The 21,770-nt window shown below is 69.7% G+C and carries 18 protein-coding genes; 5 read left to right on the top strand and 13 right to left on the bottom strand.

Annotation, left to right across the window (positions count from 1 at the left end; genetic code table 11):
- Positions 1-57 precede the first annotated feature (57 nt).
- From ACQP2Y_RS10750 to rsgA, 4 genes are all read right to left on the bottom strand, one after another.
- Positions 58-606, bottom strand: a complete 549-nt coding sequence (locus ACQP2Y_RS10750) for a Rieske (2Fe-2S) protein (RefSeq protein ID WP_433726853.1) — start codon at positions 604-606, stop codon at positions 58-60.
- Positions 607-814: 208 nt separating this feature from the next.
- The gene (gene uvrA, locus ACQP2Y_RS10745; protein WP_433726851.1) at positions 815-3,772 is read right to left on the bottom strand and encodes an excinuclease ABC subunit UvrA; all 2,958 of its coding nucleotides are present in this window, start codon (positions 3,770-3,772) and stop codon (positions 815-817) included.
- Between the two features lie 110 nt (positions 3,773-3,882).
- Positions 3,883-5,679, bottom strand: coding sequence for a glycosyltransferase 87 family protein (locus ACQP2Y_RS10740; RefSeq protein ID WP_433726849.1), 1,797 nt, complete (start codon positions 5,677-5,679; stop codon positions 3,883-3,885).
- A gap of 22 nt (positions 5,680-5,701) precedes the next feature.
- Positions 5,702-6,742 (bottom strand): ribosome small subunit-dependent GTPase A, encoded by a 1,041-nt coding sequence (gene rsgA / locus ACQP2Y_RS10735; protein WP_433726847.1) that lies wholly within the window; start codon positions 6,740-6,742, stop codon positions 5,702-5,704.
- A 208-nt stretch (positions 6,743-6,950) separates the two neighbouring features.
- Between rsgA and ACQP2Y_RS10730 the strand changes: the two genes are divergently transcribed.
- Positions 6,951-7,649, top strand: a complete 699-nt coding sequence (locus tag ACQP2Y_RS10730; protein ID WP_433726845.1) for a maleylpyruvate isomerase family mycothiol-dependent enzyme — start codon at positions 6,951-6,953, stop codon at positions 7,647-7,649.
- A gap of 1 nt (position 7,650) precedes the next feature.
- Positions 7,651-8,304 (top strand): MBL fold metallo-hydrolase, encoded by a 654-nt coding sequence (locus ACQP2Y_RS10725; RefSeq protein ID WP_433726843.1) that lies wholly within the window; start codon positions 7,651-7,653, stop codon positions 8,302-8,304.
- A 3-nt stretch (positions 8,305-8,307) separates the two neighbouring features.
- Here the strand turns inward: ACQP2Y_RS10725 and ACQP2Y_RS10720 are convergent, their stop codons facing one another.
- Complete coding sequence (locus ACQP2Y_RS10720; protein WP_360819467.1) at positions 8,308-8,922, bottom strand: cysteine hydrolase; 615 nt, start codon at positions 8,920-8,922, stop codon at positions 8,308-8,310.
- A gap of 151 nt (positions 8,923-9,073) precedes the next feature.
- Between ACQP2Y_RS10720 and ACQP2Y_RS10715 the strand changes: the two genes are divergently transcribed.
- On the top strand, positions 9,074-9,682 hold the full coding sequence (locus ACQP2Y_RS10715; RefSeq protein ID WP_433726841.1) for an ATP-dependent Clp protease proteolytic subunit: 609 nt from the start codon (positions 9,074-9,076) through the stop codon (positions 9,680-9,682).
- A gap of 53 nt (positions 9,683-9,735) precedes the next feature.
- Here the strand turns inward: ACQP2Y_RS10715 and ACQP2Y_RS10710 are convergent, their stop codons facing one another.
- Positions 9,736-10,161 (bottom strand): uL11 family ribosomal protein, encoded by a 426-nt coding sequence (locus ACQP2Y_RS10710; RefSeq protein ID WP_212993075.1) that lies wholly within the window; start codon positions 10,159-10,161, stop codon positions 9,736-9,738.
- Between the two features lie 181 nt (positions 10,162-10,342).
- Positions 10,343-11,134: a transglycosylase SLT domain-containing protein gene (locus tag ACQP2Y_RS10705; RefSeq protein ID WP_433726839.1), complete on the bottom strand. Its 792-nt coding sequence runs from the start codon at positions 11,132-11,134 to the stop codon at positions 10,343-10,345.
- A 161-nt stretch (positions 11,135-11,295) separates the two neighbouring features.
- Between ACQP2Y_RS10705 and typA the strand changes: the two genes are divergently transcribed.
- Positions 11,296-13,161, top strand: a complete 1,866-nt coding sequence (typA, locus tag ACQP2Y_RS10700) for a translational GTPase TypA (RefSeq protein ID WP_433726837.1) — start codon at positions 11,296-11,298, stop codon at positions 13,159-13,161.
- A gap of 56 nt (positions 13,162-13,217) precedes the next feature.
- On the opposite strand, the gene ACQP2Y_RS10695 is transcribed toward typA, so the two are convergent.
- Complete coding sequence (locus tag ACQP2Y_RS10695; protein ID WP_433726835.1) at positions 13,218-14,213, bottom strand: TerC family protein; 996 nt, start codon at positions 14,211-14,213, stop codon at positions 13,218-13,220.
- Between the two features lie 372 nt (positions 14,214-14,585).
- Between ACQP2Y_RS10695 and ACQP2Y_RS10690 the strand changes: the two genes are divergently transcribed.
- Positions 14,586-14,882, top strand: a complete 297-nt coding sequence (locus ACQP2Y_RS10690) for an antibiotic biosynthesis monooxygenase family protein (RefSeq protein ID WP_433726833.1) — start codon at positions 14,586-14,588, stop codon at positions 14,880-14,882.
- Here the strand turns inward: ACQP2Y_RS10690 and ACQP2Y_RS10685 are convergent.
- From ACQP2Y_RS10685 to rpsA, 5 genes are all read right to left on the bottom strand, one after another.
- Positions 14,879-15,739, bottom strand: coding sequence for a GNAT family N-acetyltransferase (locus ACQP2Y_RS10685; protein ID WP_433731886.1), 861 nt, complete (start codon positions 15,737-15,739; stop codon positions 14,879-14,881). The two genes, ACQP2Y_RS10690 and ACQP2Y_RS10685, sit on opposite strands and share 4 nt — an antisense overlap.
- A 189-nt stretch (positions 15,740-15,928) precedes the next feature.
- Positions 15,929-16,318 (bottom strand): ester cyclase, encoded by a 390-nt coding sequence (locus ACQP2Y_RS10680; protein WP_433726831.1) that lies wholly within the window; start codon positions 16,316-16,318, stop codon positions 15,929-15,931.
- Between the two features lie 5 nt (positions 16,319-16,323).
- The gene (gene uvrB, locus ACQP2Y_RS10675) at positions 16,324-18,441 is read right to left on the bottom strand and encodes an excinuclease ABC subunit UvrB (RefSeq protein ID WP_433726829.1); all 2,118 of its coding nucleotides are present in this window, start codon (positions 18,439-18,441) and stop codon (positions 16,324-16,326) included.
- Positions 18,442-18,802: 361 nt separating this feature from the next.
- On the bottom strand, positions 18,803-20,002 hold the full coding sequence (gene coaE / locus ACQP2Y_RS10670) for a dephospho-CoA kinase (protein ID WP_433726827.1): 1,200 nt from the start codon (positions 20,000-20,002) through the stop codon (positions 18,803-18,805).
- Between the two features lie 90 nt (positions 20,003-20,092).
- A complete protein-coding gene (gene rpsA, locus ACQP2Y_RS10665; RefSeq protein ID WP_433726825.1) occupies positions 20,093-21,613 on the bottom strand; it encodes a 30S ribosomal protein S1 in 1,521 nt (506 codons plus the stop codon).
- Between the last annotated feature and the right edge of the window lie 157 nt (positions 21,614-21,770).

Below are 21,770 nucleotides of genomic sequence, written 5' to 3'. Positions count from 1 at the left end.
GTGTGTCGGGGCCGGCGGTGTCGGCAGGATCACGCCGGCCCTAGTTCGCGGGTCGCCTCAGGCGGCGACGATGTTGTCGCCGTCCACCTTGACCTTGGTCTCGGGCAGCGGCTTCTTGGCCGGGCCGCCGGTCGGCGCGCCGTCCTCGATGGAGAAGGTGCTGTTGTGGCACGGGCAGGTGATCACGCCACCGTCGACCTTGCTCACGTCGCAGCCCTGGTGGGTGCAGACCTTGCTGAACGCCTTGAAGGTGCCCGAGGCGGGCTGGGTGATGACGTAGTCACCCTTGATGATGCCGCCGCCCTCGGGGATGTCCGCCACCAGCGCGAGCGCCGCGCCACCGGAGTTGCCGCCCGAGTCGCCGCCGGAGGTCGAGCCGGTGTCGGCGCCCTTGCTGCCGGCCGGCGCGGGGTTGTTGCTGAAGTCGCCGCCGCTGGAGCCGTTGCTGCCGGCGCCGCCGGTGTCGGTGCCACAGGCGGCCAGCAGGCAGCCGGCGCCGAGCGCGGTGGCTCCGGCCAGCACGACGCGGCGCGACGATCCCGCTCCCCCGCAGGCCGGCTGGACGGCGGCGATCTCGGCGTCGGGCCTCGTCTGCACGTCAGTCATCTGTTCCGAACCCTTCCCGTACCCCTGAGCCGCGTGCTTGCGTCACGCGGCGTTGCTTGTACATACGCTGCCATCCGCGTTGTGGTTCATGGGCCGGGTGGAAAAATATCGGCATGGATGCCGTATTTGGCGGTGGTTTCGAGCAGGCAGCAGCGCCCGCCCCTGGTAGCGGGGCGGGCGGACGGCGTAGCTGTGTGTTACCTGTGGATCAGACGGCGGCCTTGGCCCGGGACCGGGTCGCCCGGGGCTTGGTCGCGGCCTTCGGGGCGCCGTTGGCCTTGGCCGCGCGGGCCAGCGCGGCGGCCGCACCGGCCGGCTCGCCGGTGAGGCCGAGCATCGGGCGCAGGAACTGCCCGGTGTGGCTGTCGGGCACGTCGGCCAGCTCCTCGGGGGTGCCGGTGGCCAGCACCAGACCGCCCTTGTGGCCGCCCTCGGGGCCCATGTCGATCAGCCAGTCGGCGTTCTTGATCACGTCGAGGTTGTGCTCGATGGTGATGACCGTGTTGCCCTTGTCGACCAGGCCGTTGAGCACCAGCAGCAGCTTGCGGATGTCCTCGAAGTGCAGGCCGGTGGTCGGCTCGTCGAGCACGTAGACCGTCCGGCCGGTGGAGCGCTTCTGCAGCTCGGAGGCGAGCTTGACGCGCTGCGCCTCACCACCGGACAGAGTCGGCGCGGGCTGGCCCAGCCGCACGTAGCCCAGGCCGACATCGACCAGGGTCTTGAGGTGGCGGTGGATCGACGTGATCGGCTCGAAGAAGGTCGCGGCCTCCTCGATCGGCATCTCCAGCACCTCGGAGATCGTCTTGCCCTTGTAGTGCACCTCGAGGGTCTCCCGGTTGTACCGGGCGCCCTTGCACACCTCGCAGGGGACGTAGACGTCCGGCAGGAAGTTCATCTCGATCTTGATCGTGCCGTCGCCGGAGCAGTTCTCGCAGCGGCCGCCCTTGACGTTGAACGAGAACCGGCCGGGACCGTACCCGCGCACCTTGGCCTCGACGGTCTCCGCGAACAGCTTGCGGATGTTGTCGAACACGCCGGTGTACGTGGCGGGGTTGGACCGCGGGGTGCGCCCGATCGGCGACTGGTCCACACCGACGACCTTGTCGACGTGCTCCAGGCCGGAGATCCGGGTGTGCCGGCCCGGCACCATCCGGGCGCCGTTGATCTGGTTGGCCAGCACGGTGTAGAGGATGTCGTTGACCAGCGTCGACTTGCCCGAGCCGCTGACCCCGGTGACCGCGATGAACTGCCCCAGCGGGAAGCCGACGGTGATGTCGCGCAGGTTGTGCTCACGCGCGCCCTGCACGACCAGCTCGCGGCCCGGCGTGTGCGGGCGGCGGGTGGCCGGCATGGGGATCTTCTTGCGGCCGGAGAGGTACGCCCCCGTCGGGGACTCCTTGTTGGCCAGCAGACCCTTGACCGAGCCGCTGTGCACGATGTTGCCGCCGTGCTCACCGGCGCCGGGGCCGATGTCGACGATCCAGTCGGCGGTCCGGATGGTGTCCTCGTCGTGCTCGACCACGATCAGCGTGTTGCCCAGCTTCTTGAGCCGGACCAGCGTCTCGATGAGCCGGTGGTTGTCCCGCTGGTGCAGGCCGATCGACGGCTCGTCCAGGACGTACAGCACGCCGACCAGGCCGGAGCCGATCTGGGTGGCCAACCGGATGCGCTGCGCCTCGCCGCCGGACAGGGTGCCGGCGCCGCGGTCCAGCGACAGGTAGTCCAGGCCGACGTCGACCAGGAAGCGCAACCGGGCGTTGATCTCCTTGAGCACCCGCTCGGCGATCATCTTCTCGCGGTCGGTCAGCTCGATGGTGGCCAGCAGCTCGGCGCACTCGCCGACGGACAGGTTGCAGACCTCGGCGATGCTCCTGCCGGCGATCGTGACCGCCAGCACCTCGGGCTTGAGCCGGGCGCCGGAGCACGTCGGGCAGGGCACCTCGCGCATGTAGCCCTCGTACTTGTCGCGGGACCAGTCGCTCTCGGTGTCGCTGTGCCGGCGCTCGATCCACTGCACCACACCCTCGAAGCCGGTGTAGTAGGAGCGCTCACGGCCGTACTTGTTGCGGTAGCGGACGTGGACCTGGTCCTCGGAGCCGTACAGGATCGTCTTCTGGGCCCGGCTCGGCAGCTTCCGCCAGGGGGTGTCGACGCTGAACTTCTCGGCCTTGGCCAGGGCCTCCAGCAGCCGCAGAAAATACTCCATGGTGGAGCCGCCGGACCAGGGCTGGATCGCGCCCTCGCGCAGGGTGCGCTCCTCGTCCGGGACGATCAGCTCCGGGTCGACCTCCTTCTTGGTGCCCAGGCCGGTGCATTCCGGGCAGGCGCCGTAGGGCGCGTTGAAGGAGAAGACCCGCGGTTCGAGGTCCTCGATCGCCAGCGGGTGGTCGTTGGGGCAGGCCAGGTGCTCGGAGAAGCGGCGCTCGCGGTTCGGGTCGTCCTCGGGCAGGTCGACGAAGTCGAGCAGCACGATGCCGCCGGACAGCGCCAGCGTCGCCTCGACCGAGTCGGTGAGGCGCTGCTTGCTGCCGGCCTTGACCGAGAGGCGGTCGACGACCACCTCGATGGTGTGCTTCTCCTGCTTCTTGAGCTTCGGCGGCTCGGCCAGCGGGTGCACCACGCCGTCGACCCGGGCCCGGGCGTAGCCCTTGGACTGCAGCTCGGCGAAGAGGTCGACGTACTCGCCCTTGCGGCCGCGGATCACCGGCGCGAGCACCATGAACCGGGTGCCCTCCTGCATCGCCAGGACCCGGTCGACGATCTGCTGCGGCGACTGCTTGCTGATCCGCTCACCGCAGACCGGGCAGTGCGGGATTCCGGTACGGGCGAAGAGCAGCCGCAGGTAGTCGTACACCTCGGTGATCGTGCCGACGGTGGAGCGCGGGTTGCGTGAGGTCGACTTCTGGTCGATGGACACGGCCGGGGACAGGCCCTCGATGAAGTCGACGTCGGGCTTGTCCATCTGCCCGAGGAACTGCCGCGCGTACGACGACAGCGACTCCACGTAACGGCGCTGGCCCTCCGCGAAGATGGTGTCGAAGGCGAGGCTGGACTTGCCCGAGCCGCTGAGACCGGTGAACACGATCATCGCGTCGCGGGGCAGGTCGAGGTTGACGTCGCGCAGGTTGTGCTCCCGCGCGCCGCGGATGATCAGTCGGTCGGCCACAGCCAGCCACTCCGTAACGTCAAGACAATGGGCGCCGCCACCCTAGCCACGGGGTACGACAAGTTTTCCGCCAGCGAACTACAGCGCCGTGGACGGGACCGGCATTCCCGTCACCCGGACGGGCGAACGATGCCCCGTACGTCCCACAGCTGAACCCCGCCGACCTGCTGCGGAGCCTTCCCGAGCAGGTCGGTGAGGGTCTTTTCGAGCAGGTCGTGGTGCGGGGTGCCCGGCACGAGCACCACCACCGCGGCCCGCCAGTAGCTCAGGTCGTTCTTGGCGGCCATCCGGTCGGCGACCGTGACCACCGGCATCCGACCGTACGCCCCCGCGATGCGTAACAGGTCGGAGGTGCGCCGGGGTGCGGCGTTCCAGGAGCCGGTGTTGTTCAGCGGCGGGTCCGCCGGGCCCATGAAGTAGCCCCGCGGAACCCGGTAATCCAGCCCGGACATCGCGAACCACCGCATCCCGACCCGGCCCGTGGTGACCTCAGGCAACGGCACGGTCACCAGAGTGCGGTCGTCGCTGACGTAGTCGCGCCACATCTGCTGGGCGATGAACGGCGGCAGCGGGTCGGCGGCGACCACCGGCAGCGGCTTGGGCAGCACCGGCACGACGGCCACGGCCAGGCCGACCCAGAACGCGGTCTGCCGGCGCCGGCTCAGCGCGGGCACCCGGTCGGCGGCCAGCGCCAGCAGCAGGCCGATGATCGTCGTGGTCACCATCGCGAACCGGGTGACGCTGACCAGGTCGATCACCGGCACGTGGGCGATCAGCGCGAACGGCAGCGGGATGCCGGTGTCGTAGCCGCCGACGCGCAGCTCGGGGCCCATCGACATGATCAGCAGGACCAGGCCGGCGATCGCGGCGGCCCGGGCGGCCAGGTTGCGCCACACCAGCACCAGCGAGACGACGAGCAACACCAGCAGCGGTACGCCGTAGAAGGTGTTCTCCTCCGTCGGGCTGACGCTCAGCTCCCGGGCGATCGCCGCGTTGCCGGCCAGCGACTGCCGCGCGTACGCGCCCAGCGACAGCAGGTCGGTGACGAACTTGCCCGGCTCGAACGGCTGCCCGCTGTAACTCTGCGGCCCGGTGAACTGGAACCACAGCGGGTACGCCAGCGGCACCAGCGCGGTGATACCCGCCACACCCAGCCCGGCCAGGAACCGGCGCCAGTAACCCCGCACCTCCGACCACGCCAGCGCCGCGTACGCGATCACGAACGCGGCCAGCGTCAGCGCCGTGAACAGCAGGACTTCCTCGTTGATGAAGACCTGCAGCACGATCAGCAGCCCGAGCACGACCCCGCCGCGGACGGCCCGGCCGGGCTCGCGCAGCCGCAGCACCTGCCAGACGATGAACGGCACGACGAACTGCGAGACGAAGTTGATGTGCCCGTTGGCGTGCGACACCATCGTCGGCGCGAACCCGCACCACAGGCCACCGATCCAGGCGGCCCGGCGACTCTCGACCAGGTGCCGCGACAGCACCCGGTACCAGGCGAAGGCCGTACCGGCGAGACCCAGAGTGAGCAGCAGCACGACCGAGACGCCCACGCCCAGCCAGTGGGTGATGGGGGCCATCGGCAGGCTGAGGGCCAGCTCAGTGGTGTTGGCCATCATGTTGACGCCGTCGGGCACGTTCATCCGGTCGCTGAACAGCGGATTCGCGCCGTGGAAGAGGACCCGCTCGCCGTGCGCCATGGCGAAGGCGAAGAAGCCGTGGTCGTCGTCGTTGTGCGACAGCACCCGGCCGGCCGGGTCGATCCAGAGCTGGATCAGCACCAGCACGCCGAGCGCGAGATAGCTGGTCAGCGCCCAGAGGTCGGGGCGGCGGCGCCGCGCGGGCGGGGGCGCCGCCGCGGCCGGGAGGCCGCGCTCGTCCAGGACCTCTTCCACCGCGGGCACCGGTGAATTGTGCCAGAGGCGCTCAGCGGCGCGGCCTGCGCCGTGACGAGCTCGCGGCCTGCGCCAGCCGCGCGGCCCGCCGGCTGCTCTCGACGGCGACCTCGCGGTGCAGCTTGCGCCAGCTCTCCAGGCGCCGCGGCAGCAACGTCCCGTCGGCCAGCGCCGCCGCGACCGCGCAACCCGGCTCGCCGTCGTGACCACAATCACCGAACCGGCATTGCCCGGCCAGCGCCGTCACATCGGCGAAGGCCCGGTCGAGACCCCCGGCGGTGTCGAGCAGACCCACCCCGCGGATGCCGGGCGTGTCCAGGACCGCTCCCCCGCCCGGGATGACGACCAGATTCCGGTACGCGGTGGTGTGCCGGCCCTTGCCGTCGGCGCGCCGGATCTCCTGGATGCCCATCACCTCGGTGCCGGCGAGGGCGTTGACCAGCGACGACTTGCCCGCGCCGGAACGACCCAGCAACGCCAGAGTGCGGCCGTGGGCGACGTACTCGCGTAACGCCTCGAGGCCGGTGCCGCGATGCACGCTGACCGGCAGGACGCGTACCCCGGGCGCCAGCTCGGCGAGCTGGCGCGCGACCGCCTGCGGATCACGCGCGGTGTCGCTCTTGGAAAGCACGATGACCGGCTGCGCGCCGGACTCCCAGGCGAGCGCGAGCAGGCGTTCCAGGCGGGCGTCGTCGGGCTCGGGGTGCATCGGCTCGACGACCGCGACGGCATCCATGTTGGCGGCCAGGACCTGGCCGACGGAGTCCTTGTCCGAGGTACGGCGGATCAGCGCGGTGCGCCGTGGCAGCACACAGTCGACGGTGGTACGCCGGTCGGGCCAGCGCCGCAGCACCACCCAGTCACCGGCGCAGGGCAGATTGGCCGGGTCGTGGGCGGCGCTGAGCAGCACACTGCCGGCCAGGCTGGCCCGGGTCACCCCGGACGGATCGAGAACGGTGCAGACGCCGCGGTCGGCCCGCAGCACGCGGGCGGCGGTGGCGTCGGGACGGTCGAAGGGTCGATAGGCGGACGCGAGTGTCTCGTCCCAGCCCAGCGCGGACAGGTCAGACATGAGAACCCTTAGGGTGAAGGGGAGGCCGCGCCGACAGGCGTCAGGCGGCAGCCTCCGGGCGAAGCCGGAACGCACGAACGACGAACAGCACGATTCCCACCCCCTCCGTGATCGTCTGGCGCGTCTGCACCGACGGTACGGACGCCGCTACGGCCACGAAAGCGAATTCCGTGGCGCCCGCGCCGGGGCCACCAACTAGGGTCGTCTCGTGACGGTTGACCCGCTTGTGCTGATGACCGATGTTGACCAGGCCACCGAGCGCCTGATCCGTACCGCTGAGGGGTTGGACGACAGCGCGATGAGCGCGCCGTCCGCGCTGCCGGGCTGGACCGTCGGGCACGTCCTGACCCACGTGGCCCGCAACGCCGACGCCTACACCAATCTGCTGACCTGGGCCCGCACCGGTGTGGAGACGCCGGCCTACGCGTCGCCGACGGCCCGCGCGGACGGCATCGACGCCGGCGCCGACCGGCCGGTGGCCGAGCAGATCGCCGACCTGCGCGAGGCCCACGAACGCCTCGCCGACGCGGCCGCGGCGATGCCGGCCGAGGCGTGGACGTTCTTCCTGGCCCCGACCGGCGCATCCGCGGCCGCGGTGCCGTGGGCCCGGCTGCGCGAGGTCGAGGTGCACCACGTCGACCTGGGCCGCGGCTACACCCCCGAGGACTGGTCGGACGCGTTCGCGCTGCGGCTGCTGCGCGAGATCGTCACCAACATCCAGGACCTCGACCTGGTGCTGCGCCCGCAGGGCGTCGAGCACACGCTGACCATCGGCAACCCGGACGGCGCCCCGGAGATCAGCGGCCCGACCCGCTCGATCGCGGCCTGGCTGGCCGGCCGGGCCGACGGCAGCGACCTCACGGTGTCGCCGGACGGCGCACTGCCCGAGCCCCCGAGGTGGAAGTGACATGTCCTACACCGGAGAGGTGACCCGCGGCGGCCGGCCGGCCGTGCGCGAGCTCACCGGCCTGACCGTCCGCAAGGTGTCGGTGGGCCCGATGGACAACAACGCGTACCTGCTGACCTGCCGCGCCGACGGCACGCAGGTGCTGATCGACGCCGCGAACGACGCGGACACCCTGCTGGAGCTGATCGGCCCGGCCGGCCTGTCGGCGGTCGTGACCACCCACCGCCACCCGGACCACACCGGCGCCCTCCAGCAGGTCGTCAAGGCCACCGGCGCGGAGTCGATAGCGGGCGCCGACGACGCCGAGGCGATCCCGGTGGTGACCCGCACGGTCCGCGACGGCGACACCATCGCGGTGGGCGACTGCACGCTCGAGGTGATCCACGTGGTGGGGCACACACCGGGCTCGATCGTGCTGCTCTACCGCGAGCCGGACGGCATCGCCCACCTGTGGACCGGCGACAGCCTGTTCCCGGGCGGCGTGGGCAACACCCGCGGCGACAAGAAGAACTTCGCATCGCTGATCGGCGACGTGGAGACCAAGCTGTTCGACCGCCTGGGCGACGACACGTGGTTCTACCCGGGCCACGGCAAGGACTCGACCCTGGGCACGGAACGCCCCCACCTGCAGGAGTGGCGCGAGCGCGGCTGGTGAGGCTCAGAGGGCGGCGGTGAGCCTGGTCGACTCCATCGGCAGGGAGAACATCGGGTAGTCGTACGCGATCGCGTTGTCGTGTTCCTCCGCCGACGTCGCCGCCGTGCAGTCGGTCAGGGTGATGACGCGGTAGCCGTTCTCGTACGCGCTGCGCATCGTGGACTCCACGCAGCAGTTGGTCAGGAAGCCGGCCAGGATCACCGTCGAGATGCCGCGCGACCGCAGGATGAAGTCCAGGTTCGTGCTGGCGAACGTGTCCAGGCCGCGTTTGCCCTCGATGAGGATGTCGCCCTCGGCCGGGGTCAGGTCCTCGACGATCGCCGCGCCCCAGGTGCCCTTGACGAAGGCGTTGCCGTCCACGACTCCCTTGAGGATCCCGTACGGGTGCCGCGACAGCTCGCCGTAGCCCGGCGCGAACGTGATCGGCGCGTGCATGATCGTCACGCCGGCCGCGCGGGCCGCGTCGACCAGGGCGATCGTGTTGGCCAGCATCCCGGTCTTGTCCATCACCGGCGCGACGGCGTTGTGCAGCACGCCGCCCTCCGAGACGAACTCGTTCTGATACTCGATCAGCACGAGTGCCGTCGTGGCGGGGTCCAGCTGCAGCGGTTCGGACATCACAACTCCTGGTGTGCGGCGGGTCACATGGTGTCCATGCAAGCACTCCGGGCAGCCGCGGGCAATGCGCCGTCCGCCCACGGCTGAACCGTTCCCCCATCCGGTGCGCGCGTCCCTAGACTCGGAACACCCCTCGACGCGCGGAGGTCCGGTGACACCCGATCTGCGATGGCAACCTTCCAGCCCTCCTCCCCCACCCGAGCAGTGGCCGGGCGGCGGACCCACCCTTCCCGGCTGGCTCGAGGAACGCCTCTTCGACCAGCGCATCGTCATGATCCGGGGCCCGCTCACCGGGCAGGCCGCCTCCGGGATCGCCGCCGCCCTGCTCACCCTGGACGCAGCCGGGCCGGAGCCGATCCAGCTGCACGTGGCCAGCTCCGGCGGTGACCTGAACGCGGCGCACGCCGTCATCGACGTCATGGACGCCATGGCCGCGCCCGTGCACGCGGTGGTCACCTCCGAGGCCGGCGGGGCCGTGCTGGCGGTGCTGGCCGCCGCCGAGCGCCGCTCCGCGTACCGGCATGCCCGCTTCAAGCTGGCCGAACCCCGCGCGGCCGGGGTCACCGGCACCGCCGACGAGGTGGCCGCGGCCGCCGGGCAGCACCTGCGCGAGTTGGAGGAGGTCGTGCTGCGCCTGGTCGAGGTGACCGGCCAGACCCGCAGCAGGATCGAGGACGACCTGTCCGCCGGGCGGGTGCTCGGCGCGGCCGAGGCCCGCGACTACGGCCTCATCGACGAGGTCGTCGGCAAAGAGGCATGAAAAAACGGCGCGGGTCCCGATCGGGACCCGCGCCGTTTTTGTGCTTACGAGACTTACTCGGCGACCTTGACGCCCATCGAGCGCGCGGTGCCGGCGACGACCTTCACCGCGGCGTCGACGTCGTTCGCGTTCAGGTCGGGGAGCTTGCGCTCGGCGATCTGCTTGATCTGGTCGGCGCTGAGCGTGCCCACGGTCTGGGTCAGCGGGTTGGACGCGCCCGACTGGATGCCCAGAGCCTTGCGGATCAGGAAGCTCGTCGGCGGAGTCTTGTAGGTCAGCGTGTGGCTGCGGTCCTCGTAGACCGACACGACGACCGGGATGATCTCGCCACGCTGCTTCGACGTCGCCTCGTCGTACTCGACCTTGACGGCACGCATGTTGGCGCCGGTCGGGCCGAGCATCTTGCCGAGGTCGACCATCGCGGCGTTACCCGCCTCAAGCGCGAGGGTTACCTCATGGGTCTTTTTCTTGGGCGGCATTACGCAAAAGCTCCTTAGTGTGTGCTGCACGAACCTACATCAGGAGCTCGCCAGCATCATCAACGCACGACAACCCCGAGACCTTACTACCGCGCTCGAGAATGGGTCAAAGCGGCGGGCACAGTCTCGGGTTCCGCCGACTAGTGTAGCTCGACCCCTGCGGCGCCCGGCGACCCGGTCGCTAGTAGCGGTCGCAGTAGCAGGACTTCATCAGCGAACGGGTGACGTCCACGTACTGCTCGTTGGGGAGCTCCTTGCGCGCGTACGCCTCGTCGACCGCCCCGCGGCCCATGTTGTAACCCGCGATCACCATGTTGAGCAGGCACAGGCTGGAGTGGCTCTTGCACTTCTTGGTGCTCAGGTCGTACTTGCCCTTGAAGTACGCGTCCCCGAACGCCTTGGTCAGCCAGGCCAGGTAGTTGGCGCCGAGCACCGCGTTCTGCTTGTAGTCCTTGCTCGAGTACGACTTCTCGAAACGCTGGTTGATGAACGCCTCGGTGTCCGGCATCACCTGCATCAGGCCCCGGCCGCCGTCGCAGTTCACGTAGTTCGAGGTCCAGCCGCTCTCGTGCCAGGCGGTGACCAGGACCAGCCGGCTCGGCACCTTGAGCTGCGGCGCGGACCCCGGCCAGTACGTCTTGCCGGCCGCGGCTTTCAGAGCCGCCTTGGCCTTGGCCTTGGGAATCTCCTTGCCGTCGCGCTCGGCGCAGGCGGGCAGCTGGAAGTTGTTGGGGTCCTCGGTCGGGGTGGCCTTGGGCTTGGCCGTGCTCTTCTTCGGCTTGGGCTTCGCCGTGGTCGGCTCCGGGCTGGGCTCCTCGTCCTCGAGCACCGGGTCGACGATGTTCTCCGGCACCGAGGCCGTGGGCTGCGCCGCCACCGTGACCGGCTGCTGCTTCTGCCCGCCGAGCCCGCAACCGCTCACCACCAGCGACCCGACCAGCGTTGCGACGAGCACGAGAAGCCTGCGGTTCATCGACGAAGTCCTTCCCGGTGCCTGGAGACGACGCCCGAACGCTAGCAGCGGGCCGCCGCCCGTGCCGCCCGACAAAATGCCCATCAGGGACGAGGTCCGACACCGGTTCCGGGTTGTGACCCCGGACGGTCACCGCAACAAAGACCGGGGACAATGGTGATATGCAGACCCGCACCGACCTACGCAACGTCGCCATCATCGCCCACGTCGACCATGGCAAAACCACCCTGGTCGACGCCATGCTGCGCCAGGGGAGCCAGTCCCACGCACGGGGCGAGATGGCCGACCGCGCCATGGACTCCATGGACCTGGAGCGGGAAAAGGGCATCACCATTCTCGCCAAGAACACGGCGATCAGCTACAAGCCCGCCGACGGCGAGCCCGTCACCATCAACATCATCGACACCCCCGGCCACGCCGACTTCGGCGGTGAGGTCGAGCGCGGCCTCACCATGGTCGACGGCGTCGCCCTGCTCGTCGACGCCTCCGAAGGCCCGCTCCCGCAGACCCGCTTCGTGCTCCGCAAGGCGCTCCAGGCCAAGCTGCCGATCATCCTGATCATCAACAAGGTGGACCGGCCCGACGCCCGGATCAAGGAGGTCGTCGACGAGACGTACGAGCTCTTCCTCGACCTCGACGCCGACGAGCACCAGATCGAGTTCCCGATCGTCTACGCGTGCGCGCGCGACGGCATCGCCTCCCTGACCCAGCCGAAGGACGGCACGATCCCGGAGGACAGCACCGACCTCGAGGTGCTGTTCAGCACGATCCTGGACACCATCCCGGCCCCCACCTACACCGAGGGTGCGCCGCTGCAGGCGCACGTCGTCAACCTCGACGCCTCCAACTTCCTCGGCCGGCTCGCGCTGTGCCGGGTGCACGAGGGCACGATCCGCAAGGGCCAGACCGTGGCCTGGTGCAAGACCGACGGCACGATCAGCAACGTGCGCATCTCCGAGCTGCTGATCACCGAGGGCCTGGAGCGCAAGCCGGCCGAGAGCGCCGGCCCGGGCGACATCATGGCCGTCGCCGGCATCGCCGACATCATGATCGGCGAGACGCTGGCCGACGCGGAGAACCCGATCCCGCTGCCGCTGATCAGCGTCGACGAGCCGGCCATCTCCATGGTCCTGGGCACCAACACCTCGCCGCTGGTCGGCAAGGTCAAGGGGGCCAAGGTGACCGCCCGGATGGTCAAGGACCGCCTCGACCGCGAGATGATCGGTAACGTCTCGCTGCGCGTGCTGCCGACCGAGCGCCCGGACGCCTGGGAGGTGCAGGGCCGTGGTGAGCTCGCACTGGCGATCCTGGTCGAGCAGATGCGCCGCGAGTCGTACGAGCTGACCGTCGGCAAGCCGCAGGTGGTCACCAAGACGATCGACGGCAAGATCCACGAGCCGGTCGAGCGCCTGACCATCGACGCCCCGGACGAGTACATGGGCGCCATCACCACCCTGCTGTCCACCCGCAAGGGCCGGATGGAAGAGCTGATCAACCACGGCACCGGCTGGCTGCGGATGGAGTGGCTGGTCCCGGCCCGCGCCCTGATCGGTTTCCGGACCGAGTTCCTCACCGAGACCCGCGGCACCGGCATCATGCACCACATCTTCGAGGACTACGAGCCGTGGTTCGGCGAGCTGCGCACCCGGCAGAACGGTTCGCTGGTGGCCGACCGGGCGGGTGTGGTGACCGCGTTCGCGATGACCAACCTGCAGGAGCGCGGCCAGCTCTTCGTCGAGCCGACCACCGAGGTCTACGAAGGCATGATCGTCGGCGAGAACTCCCGCCAGGACGACATGGACGTCAACATCACCAAGGAGAAGAAGCTGACGAACATGCGTCAGTCGACCTCCGACGAGACCGAGAAGCTGATCCCGCCGCGCAAGCTGTCGCTGGAGCAGGCCCTCGAGTTCTGCCGCGAGGACGAGTGCGTCGAGGTGACCCCGGTGAACGTACGGATCCGCAAGGTCGTGCTCGACCAGCAGGTCCGCGGCCGGGCTGCGGCCCGCCGCAAGCACCAGGGCTGACGGACAGACAAAAAGCCGGGGGTACGCACCACGCGTACCCCCGGCTTTTGGCTTGCTCAGGCCTTGATCAGTTCTTTCCTTTTGTCACGCGACGACTTGAGCAGGCTCGCGACCGTGGCGATGCCCAGCGTGCCGAGGATGACCAGCAGCGACAGCCAGATCGGGATCTCCGGCGCCCAGTGCACACCCTCGCCACCGTTGATGAAGCCCAGCGCGTTGGTGTGCAGCGCCTCGAGGAACAGCTTGACGCCGATGAAGGCGAGCACGAACGCCAGCCCGATGTTGAGGTAGACCAGCCGCTCCAGCAGGCCCCCGAGCAGGAAGTACAGCTGGCGCAGGCCCATCAGCGCGAAGACGTTCGCGGTGAAGACGAGGTACGGCTCCTTGGTGATGCCGAAGATGGCCGGGATCGAGTCGAGCGCGAAGATCAGGTCGGTGGTGCCGATCGCGATCATGACGATGAGCATCGGCGTGAACAGCCGCTTGCCGGCCTCGGTCACCACCGTCATCTTGCCGCTGTCGAACGACGAGGAGATCGGCAGCGCGCGCTTGCTCCACCGGATGAGCAAATTCTCCTTGAAGTCGTCCTCGTCGTTCTCGCCCTGCTTGAGCAGCGTGATGGCGGTGTAGACGAGGAACGCGCCGAAGATGTAGAAGACCCAGGAGAACTGCGCGATCAGCGCGGCGCCGGCGGCGATGAACGCGCCGCGCATGACCAGCGCCAGCACGATGCCGATGAGCAGCACCTTCTGCTGGAACTGCCGGGGCACCGCGAAGCGCGCCATGATGATCACGAAGACGAAGAGGTTGTCGACCGAGAGGCTGTATTCGGTCAGCCAGCCCGTGTAGAACTCGCCGGCGGCCTGACCACCCCAGGCGACCCACACGCCCACCCCGAAGGCGAGGGCCAGCGTGACGTAGAAGGCGACCCAGCCGCCTGCCTCGCGCATGCTGGGCTCGTGCGGTCGCCGGCCGACGATCAGCAGATCAACGGCGAGGACGACGACCAGGGCAACGAGGGTGATGACCCAGACCCAGGCGGAAACATTCAACGGGAACCTCCGGCAGACACGGTTCATCGCTGCTCCCGCTCCGGAATGAAGCGGTGACAGCGACGTGCGACTGTCGGAGGTCTCTTCCGCCGGCGCCCGGCTGGGCGACGACCGCCGGCCCCGGGCTCACCCCGAAGAGTGAAGACCGTGTTGACGAGACCGGCGCAGAGGAATACTCCCCTCCTACGCCGCCATTGTGTCGCATCGGCGGCCCGATTCGCACATCACCCCGGCTATCCGTGTCGAGGCTCTCGCCATCTTTTCCGCACGAACCGGACACACCCCTGCACCTGCCGACGTTTCAGACACCCGCTGTACAGCCTCTATCGCATCCTAGGAGGCTAGTTCTCCTGGTGTGGCATGCTGCGGAGCATGATTCTCGAAGTCGCCTTGATCGACGTCTCCCCCGGCCAGGAAGAGCAGTTCACCGCGGCGTACCGGAAAGCCCACCCGGTCCTGGCGGGCACGGAAGGCTGCCACTCGGTCCGGATGACCCACGGCGTGGAATCACCGTCGCGCTTCGTCCTGCTGGTGGAGTGGGAGTCGATCGAGGCCCACGAGCAGAACTTCCGCAACTCGGACCGCTTCACCCAGTGGCGGACCCTGATCGGCCCGTACTTCGCCAGGCCGCCGTTGGTCGAACACTTCAACGACATCGCGCCGGCCTAACGGAGCTGGTAGCGCGCCCGCCGTCCCCGGTGCTCGAAGCCGAGCTTGCGGTAGAGCCGTACCGCCGGGTTGTCGACGTTGACGTCCAGCCAGGCGTGGGTCGCACCGTCCGCGCGCATCCGCCGCAGGGCCTCCGCGACGAGTGCTCCGCCGAGCCCGCGGCCGCGGGCGGCGGGCACGACCCCGACCTGCACGATCCAGTCGACCGCGGCGGAGACGAATCCGGCGTCGCCCAGGTCGGGCAAGGTCGCCAGCACGGACCACAGCGGCCGGAAGTCGTCATCCTCCGTGAGGTCGGAGATCCACTCGTCGGCGGTCCACCCGGGGAAGCCGGGCCGGTCCCGGAAAGCGGCCGTATAAACGTCGTGAAAGCGCGGCGCATGCGCTTCTGACCAGGCGGCAAGCTGGGTGCCGGCAGGCCAGGCCGCATCCGGTACGCCGTCAGCGAGGTCGATGCGCATGACGTCCTCGGCGAAGATCTGCCGGAGTCCACGGGCTGCGAAGAGCTCCTGGGCCGGGCCGGTCAGCGACTCGGTCTCGACGGTGACGGGCTGGTCCTGGTCGAGGCCCCAGGTGAGCAGGTGGGAGCCGATCCCCCGGCCCCGGACGTCGGGGTCGACGAGGCCGCAGAAGGTGACGCCACCGGTTGCGGGCGTGGGGCGTGCGGCACCGGCGGCGACGAGGCGGCCGTCGTGGTCTCGGCCTTGGATGGTGGTGGTGCCGGGGGCTTGCCATCGTCGGCGCAGGAAGGCCGGGTCGGCGGCGAGCGGGAGTCCGCCGTCGGCGGCTAGACAGCGCGCGGCCAGGGAGACGAGTGCATCCTCGTCGTCGAACGGCAGGGGCGCCCAGGTGACCATCGTTGACACGGGCGCCAGCGTAGGGAATGCCAGGCTCGCGCCCCACCGAATTCCTCGCCGCCAGTCGGGCAGCGGCCGGACCAGCAGCCGCCACCCGCGGCTCCAAGAGCGGCCAGCGGCCCCGGGCGGGCAGCGGCCCCGGGCGGGCAGCGAACCGGACGCCGGCGGCGAACCGGACGCCGGCGGCGATCAGCGGAGCTGGTTGAGCAACGCCAGGTTGTCCGCCGCCACCCACACCCGCGCGATCCGGCCCGCCTCCAGCTCGTACACCGCGAACTCCCGCGCCGAAACCCTGCGTCCCGTCGGCGCCACACCCAGGAACTCACCCCGGTGAGTCCCGGTGTCCGTGAAGTGCGCCGCGATCCTGTCCCCGTCGATCAGCAGACCGCGGATCTCCCAGCGGTAGTCAGGAAACGCCCGGACCACCTCACGCAGACCCGCCACGTACGCCGGCAGGCCCTGCGGCTCGTCGTTGACCTGGACGTCCTCGGCCACGAAGTCGGACAGGCGATCGAAGGCGTGGGCGTTGCACACCGCGTTGTATTCGCGGTAGAACGCCTCCGCCTCCGATCGTTGCATCGTCCTCAGCGCACCCCGGTCATGTCCATGCCGCGCAGCTCCTTCTTCAGCTCCTGGACCTCGTCGCGGATCCGGGCCGCCAGCTCGAACTGGAGCTCGCGGGCCGCGCCCAGCATCTGGTCGTTGAGATCCTGGATCAGCTGGGCGAGCTCCGCCCGGGCCATGCCCTCGCGGGCCGGCACCGAGCTCGCGCGGGCCTTCGAGCGGGTCTCCGGCACCGGGCCCTTGCCGCGCGACATCTGCCGGCCGCCGCCGCCCACCAGCTGACCGCCGACCGCCGCGTCGGTGTCCTCGGCCTCGCGGTAGATGTCGTCCAGGATGTCGTGGATCTTCTTGCGCAGCGGCTCGGGGCTGATGCCGTTCGCCTTGTTGTGGGCGACCTGCTTCTCCCGGCGGCGGTCGGTCTCCTCGATCGCGTCGCGCATGGACGGGGTCATCTTGTCGGCGTACATGTGGACCTCGCCGGAGACGTTACGGGCGGCGCGGCCGATCGTCTGGATCAGGGAGCGGCCACTGCGCAGGAAGCCCTCCTTGTCCGCGTCGAGGATCGCCACCAGCGACACCTCGGGCAGGTCGAGACCCTCGCGGAGCAGGTTGATGCCGACCAGCACGTCGTAGTCGCCCTTGCGCAGCTCCTTGAGCAGCTCGACGCGGCGCAGGGTGTCGACCTCGGAGTGCAGGTAGCGGACCCGGATGCCGTTCTCCAGCAGGTAGTCGGTGAGGTCCTCGGCCATCTTCTTGGTCAGCGTGGTGACCAGGACCCGCTCGTCCTTCTCGGTGCGCAGCTTGATCTCGTGCATCAGGTCGTCGATCTGGCCCTTGGTCGGCTTGACCACCACCTGCGGGTCGACCAGGCCGGTCGGGCGGATGATCTGCTCGACGAACTCGCCCTGGGCCTGACCCATCTCCCACGGGCCGGGCGTCGCGGACAGGAACACCATCTGCCCGACCCGCTCGAGGAACTCGTCGAAGCGCAGCGGCCGGTTGTCGGCGGCGCTGGGCAGCCGGAAGCCGTGCTCGATCAGGATGCGCTTGCGGGAGGCGTCGCCCTCGTACATGCCGCCGATCTGCGGGATCGTCACGTGCGACTCGTCGATGACGGTGAGGTAGTCGTCCGGGAAGTAGTCCAGCAAGGTGTGCGACGGCTCGCCGGGCGACCGGCCGTCCATGTGCATCGAATAGTTTTCGATGCCGTTGCAGAAGCCGACCTGGCGCATCATCTCGATGTCGTAGGTCGTGCGCATCCGCAGCCGCTGCGACTCCAGGAGCTTGCCCTGGCGCTCCAGCTCGGCGAGCCGCTCGGCCAGCTCGGCCTCGATGTCGCGGATCGCCCGCTCCATCCGCTCCGGACCGGCCGCGTAGTGCGTCGCCGGGAAGATGATCAGCTCGTCGACCTCGCGGACGATGTCGCCGGTCAGCGGGTGCAGGTAGTAGAGCTTCTCGATCTCGTCGCCGAACAGCTCGACGCGGATCGCCAGCTCTTCGTAGGCCGGGATGATCTCCAGGGTGTCCCCGCGGACCCGGAAGGTGCCCCGCTGGAAAGCCATGTCGTTGCGGGCGTACCGGATGTCGACCAGGCGGCGCAGCAGCTTGTCGCGGTCCCACTCCTGGCCGACCTTGATCTTGACCGCCTGCTCGACGTACTCCTGCGGGGTGCCGAGGCCGTAGATCGCGCTCACGGTCGCCACCACGATCACGTCGCGCCGGGTGAGCAGCGACATGGTGGCCGAGTGCCGCAGCCGCTCGACCTCCTCGTTGACCGACGAGTCCTTCTCGATGTACGTGTCGGACTGGGCGATGTACGCCTCGGGCTGGTAGTAGTCGTAGTAACTGACGAAGTATTCGACCGCGTTGTGGGGCATCAGCTCGCGGAACTCCTTGGCGAGCTGGGCGCACAGGGTCTTGTTGGGGGCCATCACCAGCGCCGGCCGCTGCAGCTTCTCGATGAGCCAGGCAGTGGTGGCGCTCTTGCCGGTGCCGGTCGCGCCGAGCAGCACCGTGTTGCGGTCGCCACGGCGCACCCGGCGCTCCAGGTCGGCGATGGCCGTGGGCTGGTCACCGGCGGGCTTGTAGTCGCTGACGACCTCGAAGCGGCCGTCGAGTCGTGGGATGTCGAGCGCCATGCAGACCACCGTACGTCGCGGGTGTGACAAGTTTCCGCGGGCGCCGGGTGACCCTGTTCGCAGAGTGCACATTCGGCCCCGGGAAGCAGCATTGTCCAGCGTTCACCTGCGGCTATACGGTGATCGGGTAGGCCGCTCGCGGCGGCCGTCCGGCCCGGTCCGGCACCATCACACGGTGCGCCCGGGCAGGCCCGCGGATAGCTGCCCCGGCTTGGTCCGGCGCGCGCATCCGCGATGGTCGCGCACCCGCGCGAACCGGCCGCCGCGAGCGCCCCTTACTGTCCGGACCCCAGCGATCCATCCGGACGAGAGCGACCCGCCCGGCCGCCATCGAGCCGGTCCGGGCGATACCCGCCGACCGCTAGGACCTCGGCGGCTGCCAGCCGCTCGCCTGGGCCCAAGCGTCCGCCGCGGCCGCCTCCGCGTCGAACCAGGGCTCCTTCGCCTCCGCGTAGCCCTCCACGTCCCGATGCTGCGCCGCCCACTCCCGCTTGGCCTGCGCATATGCGTCCCGGGCAGCCGGCACCGCCCGCAGGTGATCCCGCATCAGCAGTGCGAAACGCCAGCCCGGCGAGCCCGTCACCCGTACGTGCAGATTGACCGGCCGTCCCGGGTCCGCGCTGCCGTGCAACCGCTTCGGCCAGGTGCGGCCGGGCAGGCCGCGGGCATTGTCGTACCAGTCGCCCGCCCGGCGCGGCAGGCCCGCGGCCCCGAGCGCCGCGGCGAGCCGATCGGCCTCGGCCAGGGTCGGCACGGCCAGCATGAGATCCAGCAGGTCCTTCGCGGGCAGGCCGGGCACGGCCGTGGACCCGATGTGCGCGACGTCGGCGTCGCCGCCGAGCTGCGGCGCCAGGGCGTGCCGGATCCGGTCGATCACCCGCTGCGCCTGCCGGGGCCAGGTCGGATCCGGGGGTACGACGCGGAGCACTCCATCGGCCGGGGCATGGCGGCCGAGTCGCAGATTCTTCTCGTACGGGCGCAGCCGGTCCTGCCACAGGCGCTCGACCAGCGCGTCCAGCTCGTCGAGACCACCGTCGTTGGTGAGCACCACGTCGGCGGCGTCGCGCCGGACGGCGTCGTCGGCCTGCGCGGCGATCCGGGAGGCGGCCTGCTCGGCGCTCATCCCACGGGTCTCCACCAGCCGCCGGACCCGGGTCTCCCGGTCCGCGTCGACCACGACGACCAGGTGGTACGACGCCGCCAGCCCCGTCTCGACCAGCAGCGGGATGTCGTTGACCACGATCGCGTCCCGGGCGGCGGCAGCGGTCAGTTCCGCCGTACGGGCGCGCACGCGGGGGTGAATGATGCTCTCGAGCCGGCGCCGGGCCGCTTCGTCTCCGAAGACCCGCGCGCCCAGCGCGGGCCGGTCGAGCTCGCCGTCCGGGCCGAGCACCGCCGGGCCGAAGGCCTCGACGACCGCGGCCTGGCCGTCCGTGCCGGCCGCGACCACCTCGCGAGCCAGCCGGTCGGCGTCGATGAGCACCGCGCCGCGGGCGACCAGGCGCTGGGCGACGGCGCTCTTGCCCGCGCCGATTCCTCCGGTGAGACCGACCTTCAACACCGGGCAAGTATGCCGAAGGGCCGCCCGCGACCGAAATCGCGGACGGCCCCTGCGGACCGTTCAACTAGCTAGCGAGCCAGGCGCTGAACCTCAGGCCTTGCCGCCGGCGAGCTTCTCGCGCAGAGCAGCGAGCGCCTCGTCGGTGGCCAGCGTGCCGGCCGGCTCCTCCGCCGCACGCGCCGGGCCCGCGGAGGAGCTCGTCGACGTGGAGGTGGTGGAGGTGGACGACGAGGTGGTCACGCCACCGGCCGGAGCCGGGTTGAGCGCGGCCTCGGCGTCGGCCTCGCGGGACGCCTGCACCTGCTTGGTGTGGGCCTCCCAGCGCTCGCGAGCGTCGGCGTACTGCTTCTCCCACGCCTCGCGCTGCTTGTCGAAGCCCTCGAGCCACTCACCCGTCTCGGGGTCGAAGCCCTCCGGGTAGATGTAGTTGCCCTCGTTGTCGTACGTCGCCGCCATGCCGTAGAGGGTCGGGTCGAAGTGCTCCTCGCCCTCGACGAAGTTCTCGTTGGCCTGCTTGAGCGACAGCGAGATCCGGCGACGCTCGAGGTCGATGTCGATGACCTTGACCATGACGTCGGAGCCCACCTGGACGACCTGCTCGGGCAGCTCGACGTGCCGCTCGGCCAGCTCGGAGATGTGCACCAGGCCCTCGATGCCGTCGTCCACGCGGACGAACGCACCGAACGGAACCAGCTTGGTGACCTTGCCCGGCACGATCTGGTTGATCGCGTGGGTGCGGGCGAACTGGCGCCACGGGTCTTCCTGGGTCGCCTTCAGCGACAGCGAGACGCGCTCGCGGTCCAGGTCGACGTCGAGCACCTCGACCTCGACCTCCTGGCCGACCTCGACGACCTCGGACGGGTGGTCGATGTGCTTCCAGGACAGCTCGGAGACGTGCACGAGGCCGTCCACGCCACCCAGGTCCACGAAGGCACCGAAGTTGACGATGGAGGACACGACGCCCTTGCGGACCTGGCCCTTCTGCAGCTTGTTGAGGAACTCGGTGCGAACCTCGGACTGCGTCTGCTCGAGCCAGGCCCGGCGGGACAGGACCACGTTGTTGCGGTTCTTGTCCAGCTCGATGATCTTGGCTTCGAGCTCGCGGCCCACGTACGGCTGCAGGTCGCGCACGCGGCGCATCTCGACCAGCGAGGCCGGGAGGAAGCCACGGAGACCGATGTCGAGGATGAGGCCGCCCTTGACGACCTCGATGACGGAGCCGCGCACGACGCCGTCGTCCTCCTTGATCTTCTCGATCGTGCCCCACGCGCGCTCGTACTGCGCACGCTTCTTCGAGAGGATCAGGCGACCTTCCTTGTCCTCCTTGGTGAGGACGAGGGCTTCGATGTGGTCACCGACCGACACCACTTCCGCGGGGTCCACGTCATGCTTGATCGACAACTCGCGCGAGGGGATGACGCCCTCGGTCTTGTAGCCGATGTCGAGCAGGACCTCGTCCCGATCGACCTTGACGACGGTGCCTTCGACAATGTCGCCGTCGTTGAAGTACTTGATGGTCTCGTCGATGGCTGCGAGGAATGCTTCCTCCGAGCCGAGATCGTCGACGGTGACCTTGTTGGCGCTCGAGGTGGCCTCGATGCTGCTCGTCATGTGGACTGTTGCTCCGAACGGATGGTGTCGTGGTGTCTCTCTCGCCCTCACGGAACTGACGGCGGACACAGCACGAACATCCGGTGATCACGACAACTGGAGTCAGATCAAGCGAGCAGGATCATGCTGGGACCGACGACTTGCGGAACCTGCTCCC

Source organism: Actinoplanes sp. CA-051413, assembly GCF_050955795.1.
In the GTDB taxonomy this organism is placed as follows: Bacteria; Actinomycetota; Actinomycetes; order Mycobacteriales; family Micromonosporaceae; genus Actinoplanes.
The sequence above is the reverse complement of the archived record's forward strand: the minus strand, read 5'-3'. Positions and strand labels throughout refer to the sequence as shown.

Bases quoted from the DNA above. Each gene is read 5' to 3' on its own strand.
- ACQP2Y_RS10750 (WP_433726853.1), bottom strand. From the start codon at position 606: ATGACTGACGTGCAGACGAGGCCCGACGCCGAGATCGCCGCCGTCCAG.
- rsgA (WP_433726847.1), bottom strand. From the start codon at position 6,742: ATGTCTGACCTGTCCGCGCTGGGCTGGGACGAGACACTCGCGTCCGCC.
- ACQP2Y_RS10725 (WP_433726843.1), top strand. From the start codon at position 7,651: ATGTCCTACACCGGAGAGGTGACCCGCGGCGGCCGGCCGGCCGTGCGC.
- ACQP2Y_RS10720 (WP_360819467.1), bottom strand. From the start codon at position 8,922: ATGTCCGAACCGCTGCAGCTGGACCCCGCCACGACGGCACTCGTGCTG.
- ACQP2Y_RS10710 (WP_212993075.1), bottom strand. From the start codon at position 10,161: ATGCCGCCCAAGAAAAAGACCCATGAGGTAACCCTCGCGCTTGAGGCG.
- ACQP2Y_RS10705 (WP_433726839.1), bottom strand. From the start codon at position 11,134: ATGAACCGCAGGCTTCTCGTGCTCGTCGCAACGCTGGTCGGGTCGCTG.
- typA (WP_433726837.1), top strand. From the start codon at position 11,296: ATGCAGACCCGCACCGACCTACGCAACGTCGCCATCATCGCCCACGTC.
- ACQP2Y_RS10690 (WP_433726833.1), top strand. From the start codon at position 14,586: ATGATTCTCGAAGTCGCCTTGATCGACGTCTCCCCCGGCCAGGAAGAG.
- ACQP2Y_RS10685 (WP_433731886.1), bottom strand. From the start codon at position 15,739: ATGGTCACCTGGGCGCCCCTGCCGTTCGACGACGAGGATGCACTCGTC.
- ACQP2Y_RS10680 (WP_433726831.1), bottom strand. From the start codon at position 16,318: ATGCAACGATCGGAGGCGGAGGCGTTCTACCGCGAATACAACGCGGTG.
- uvrB (WP_433726829.1), bottom strand. From the start codon at position 18,441: ATGGCGCTCGACATCCCACGACTCGACGGCCGCTTCGAGGTCGTCAGC.
- rpsA (WP_433726825.1), bottom strand. From the start codon at position 21,613: ATGACGAGCAGCATCGAGGCCACCTCGAGCGCCAACAAGGTCACCGTC.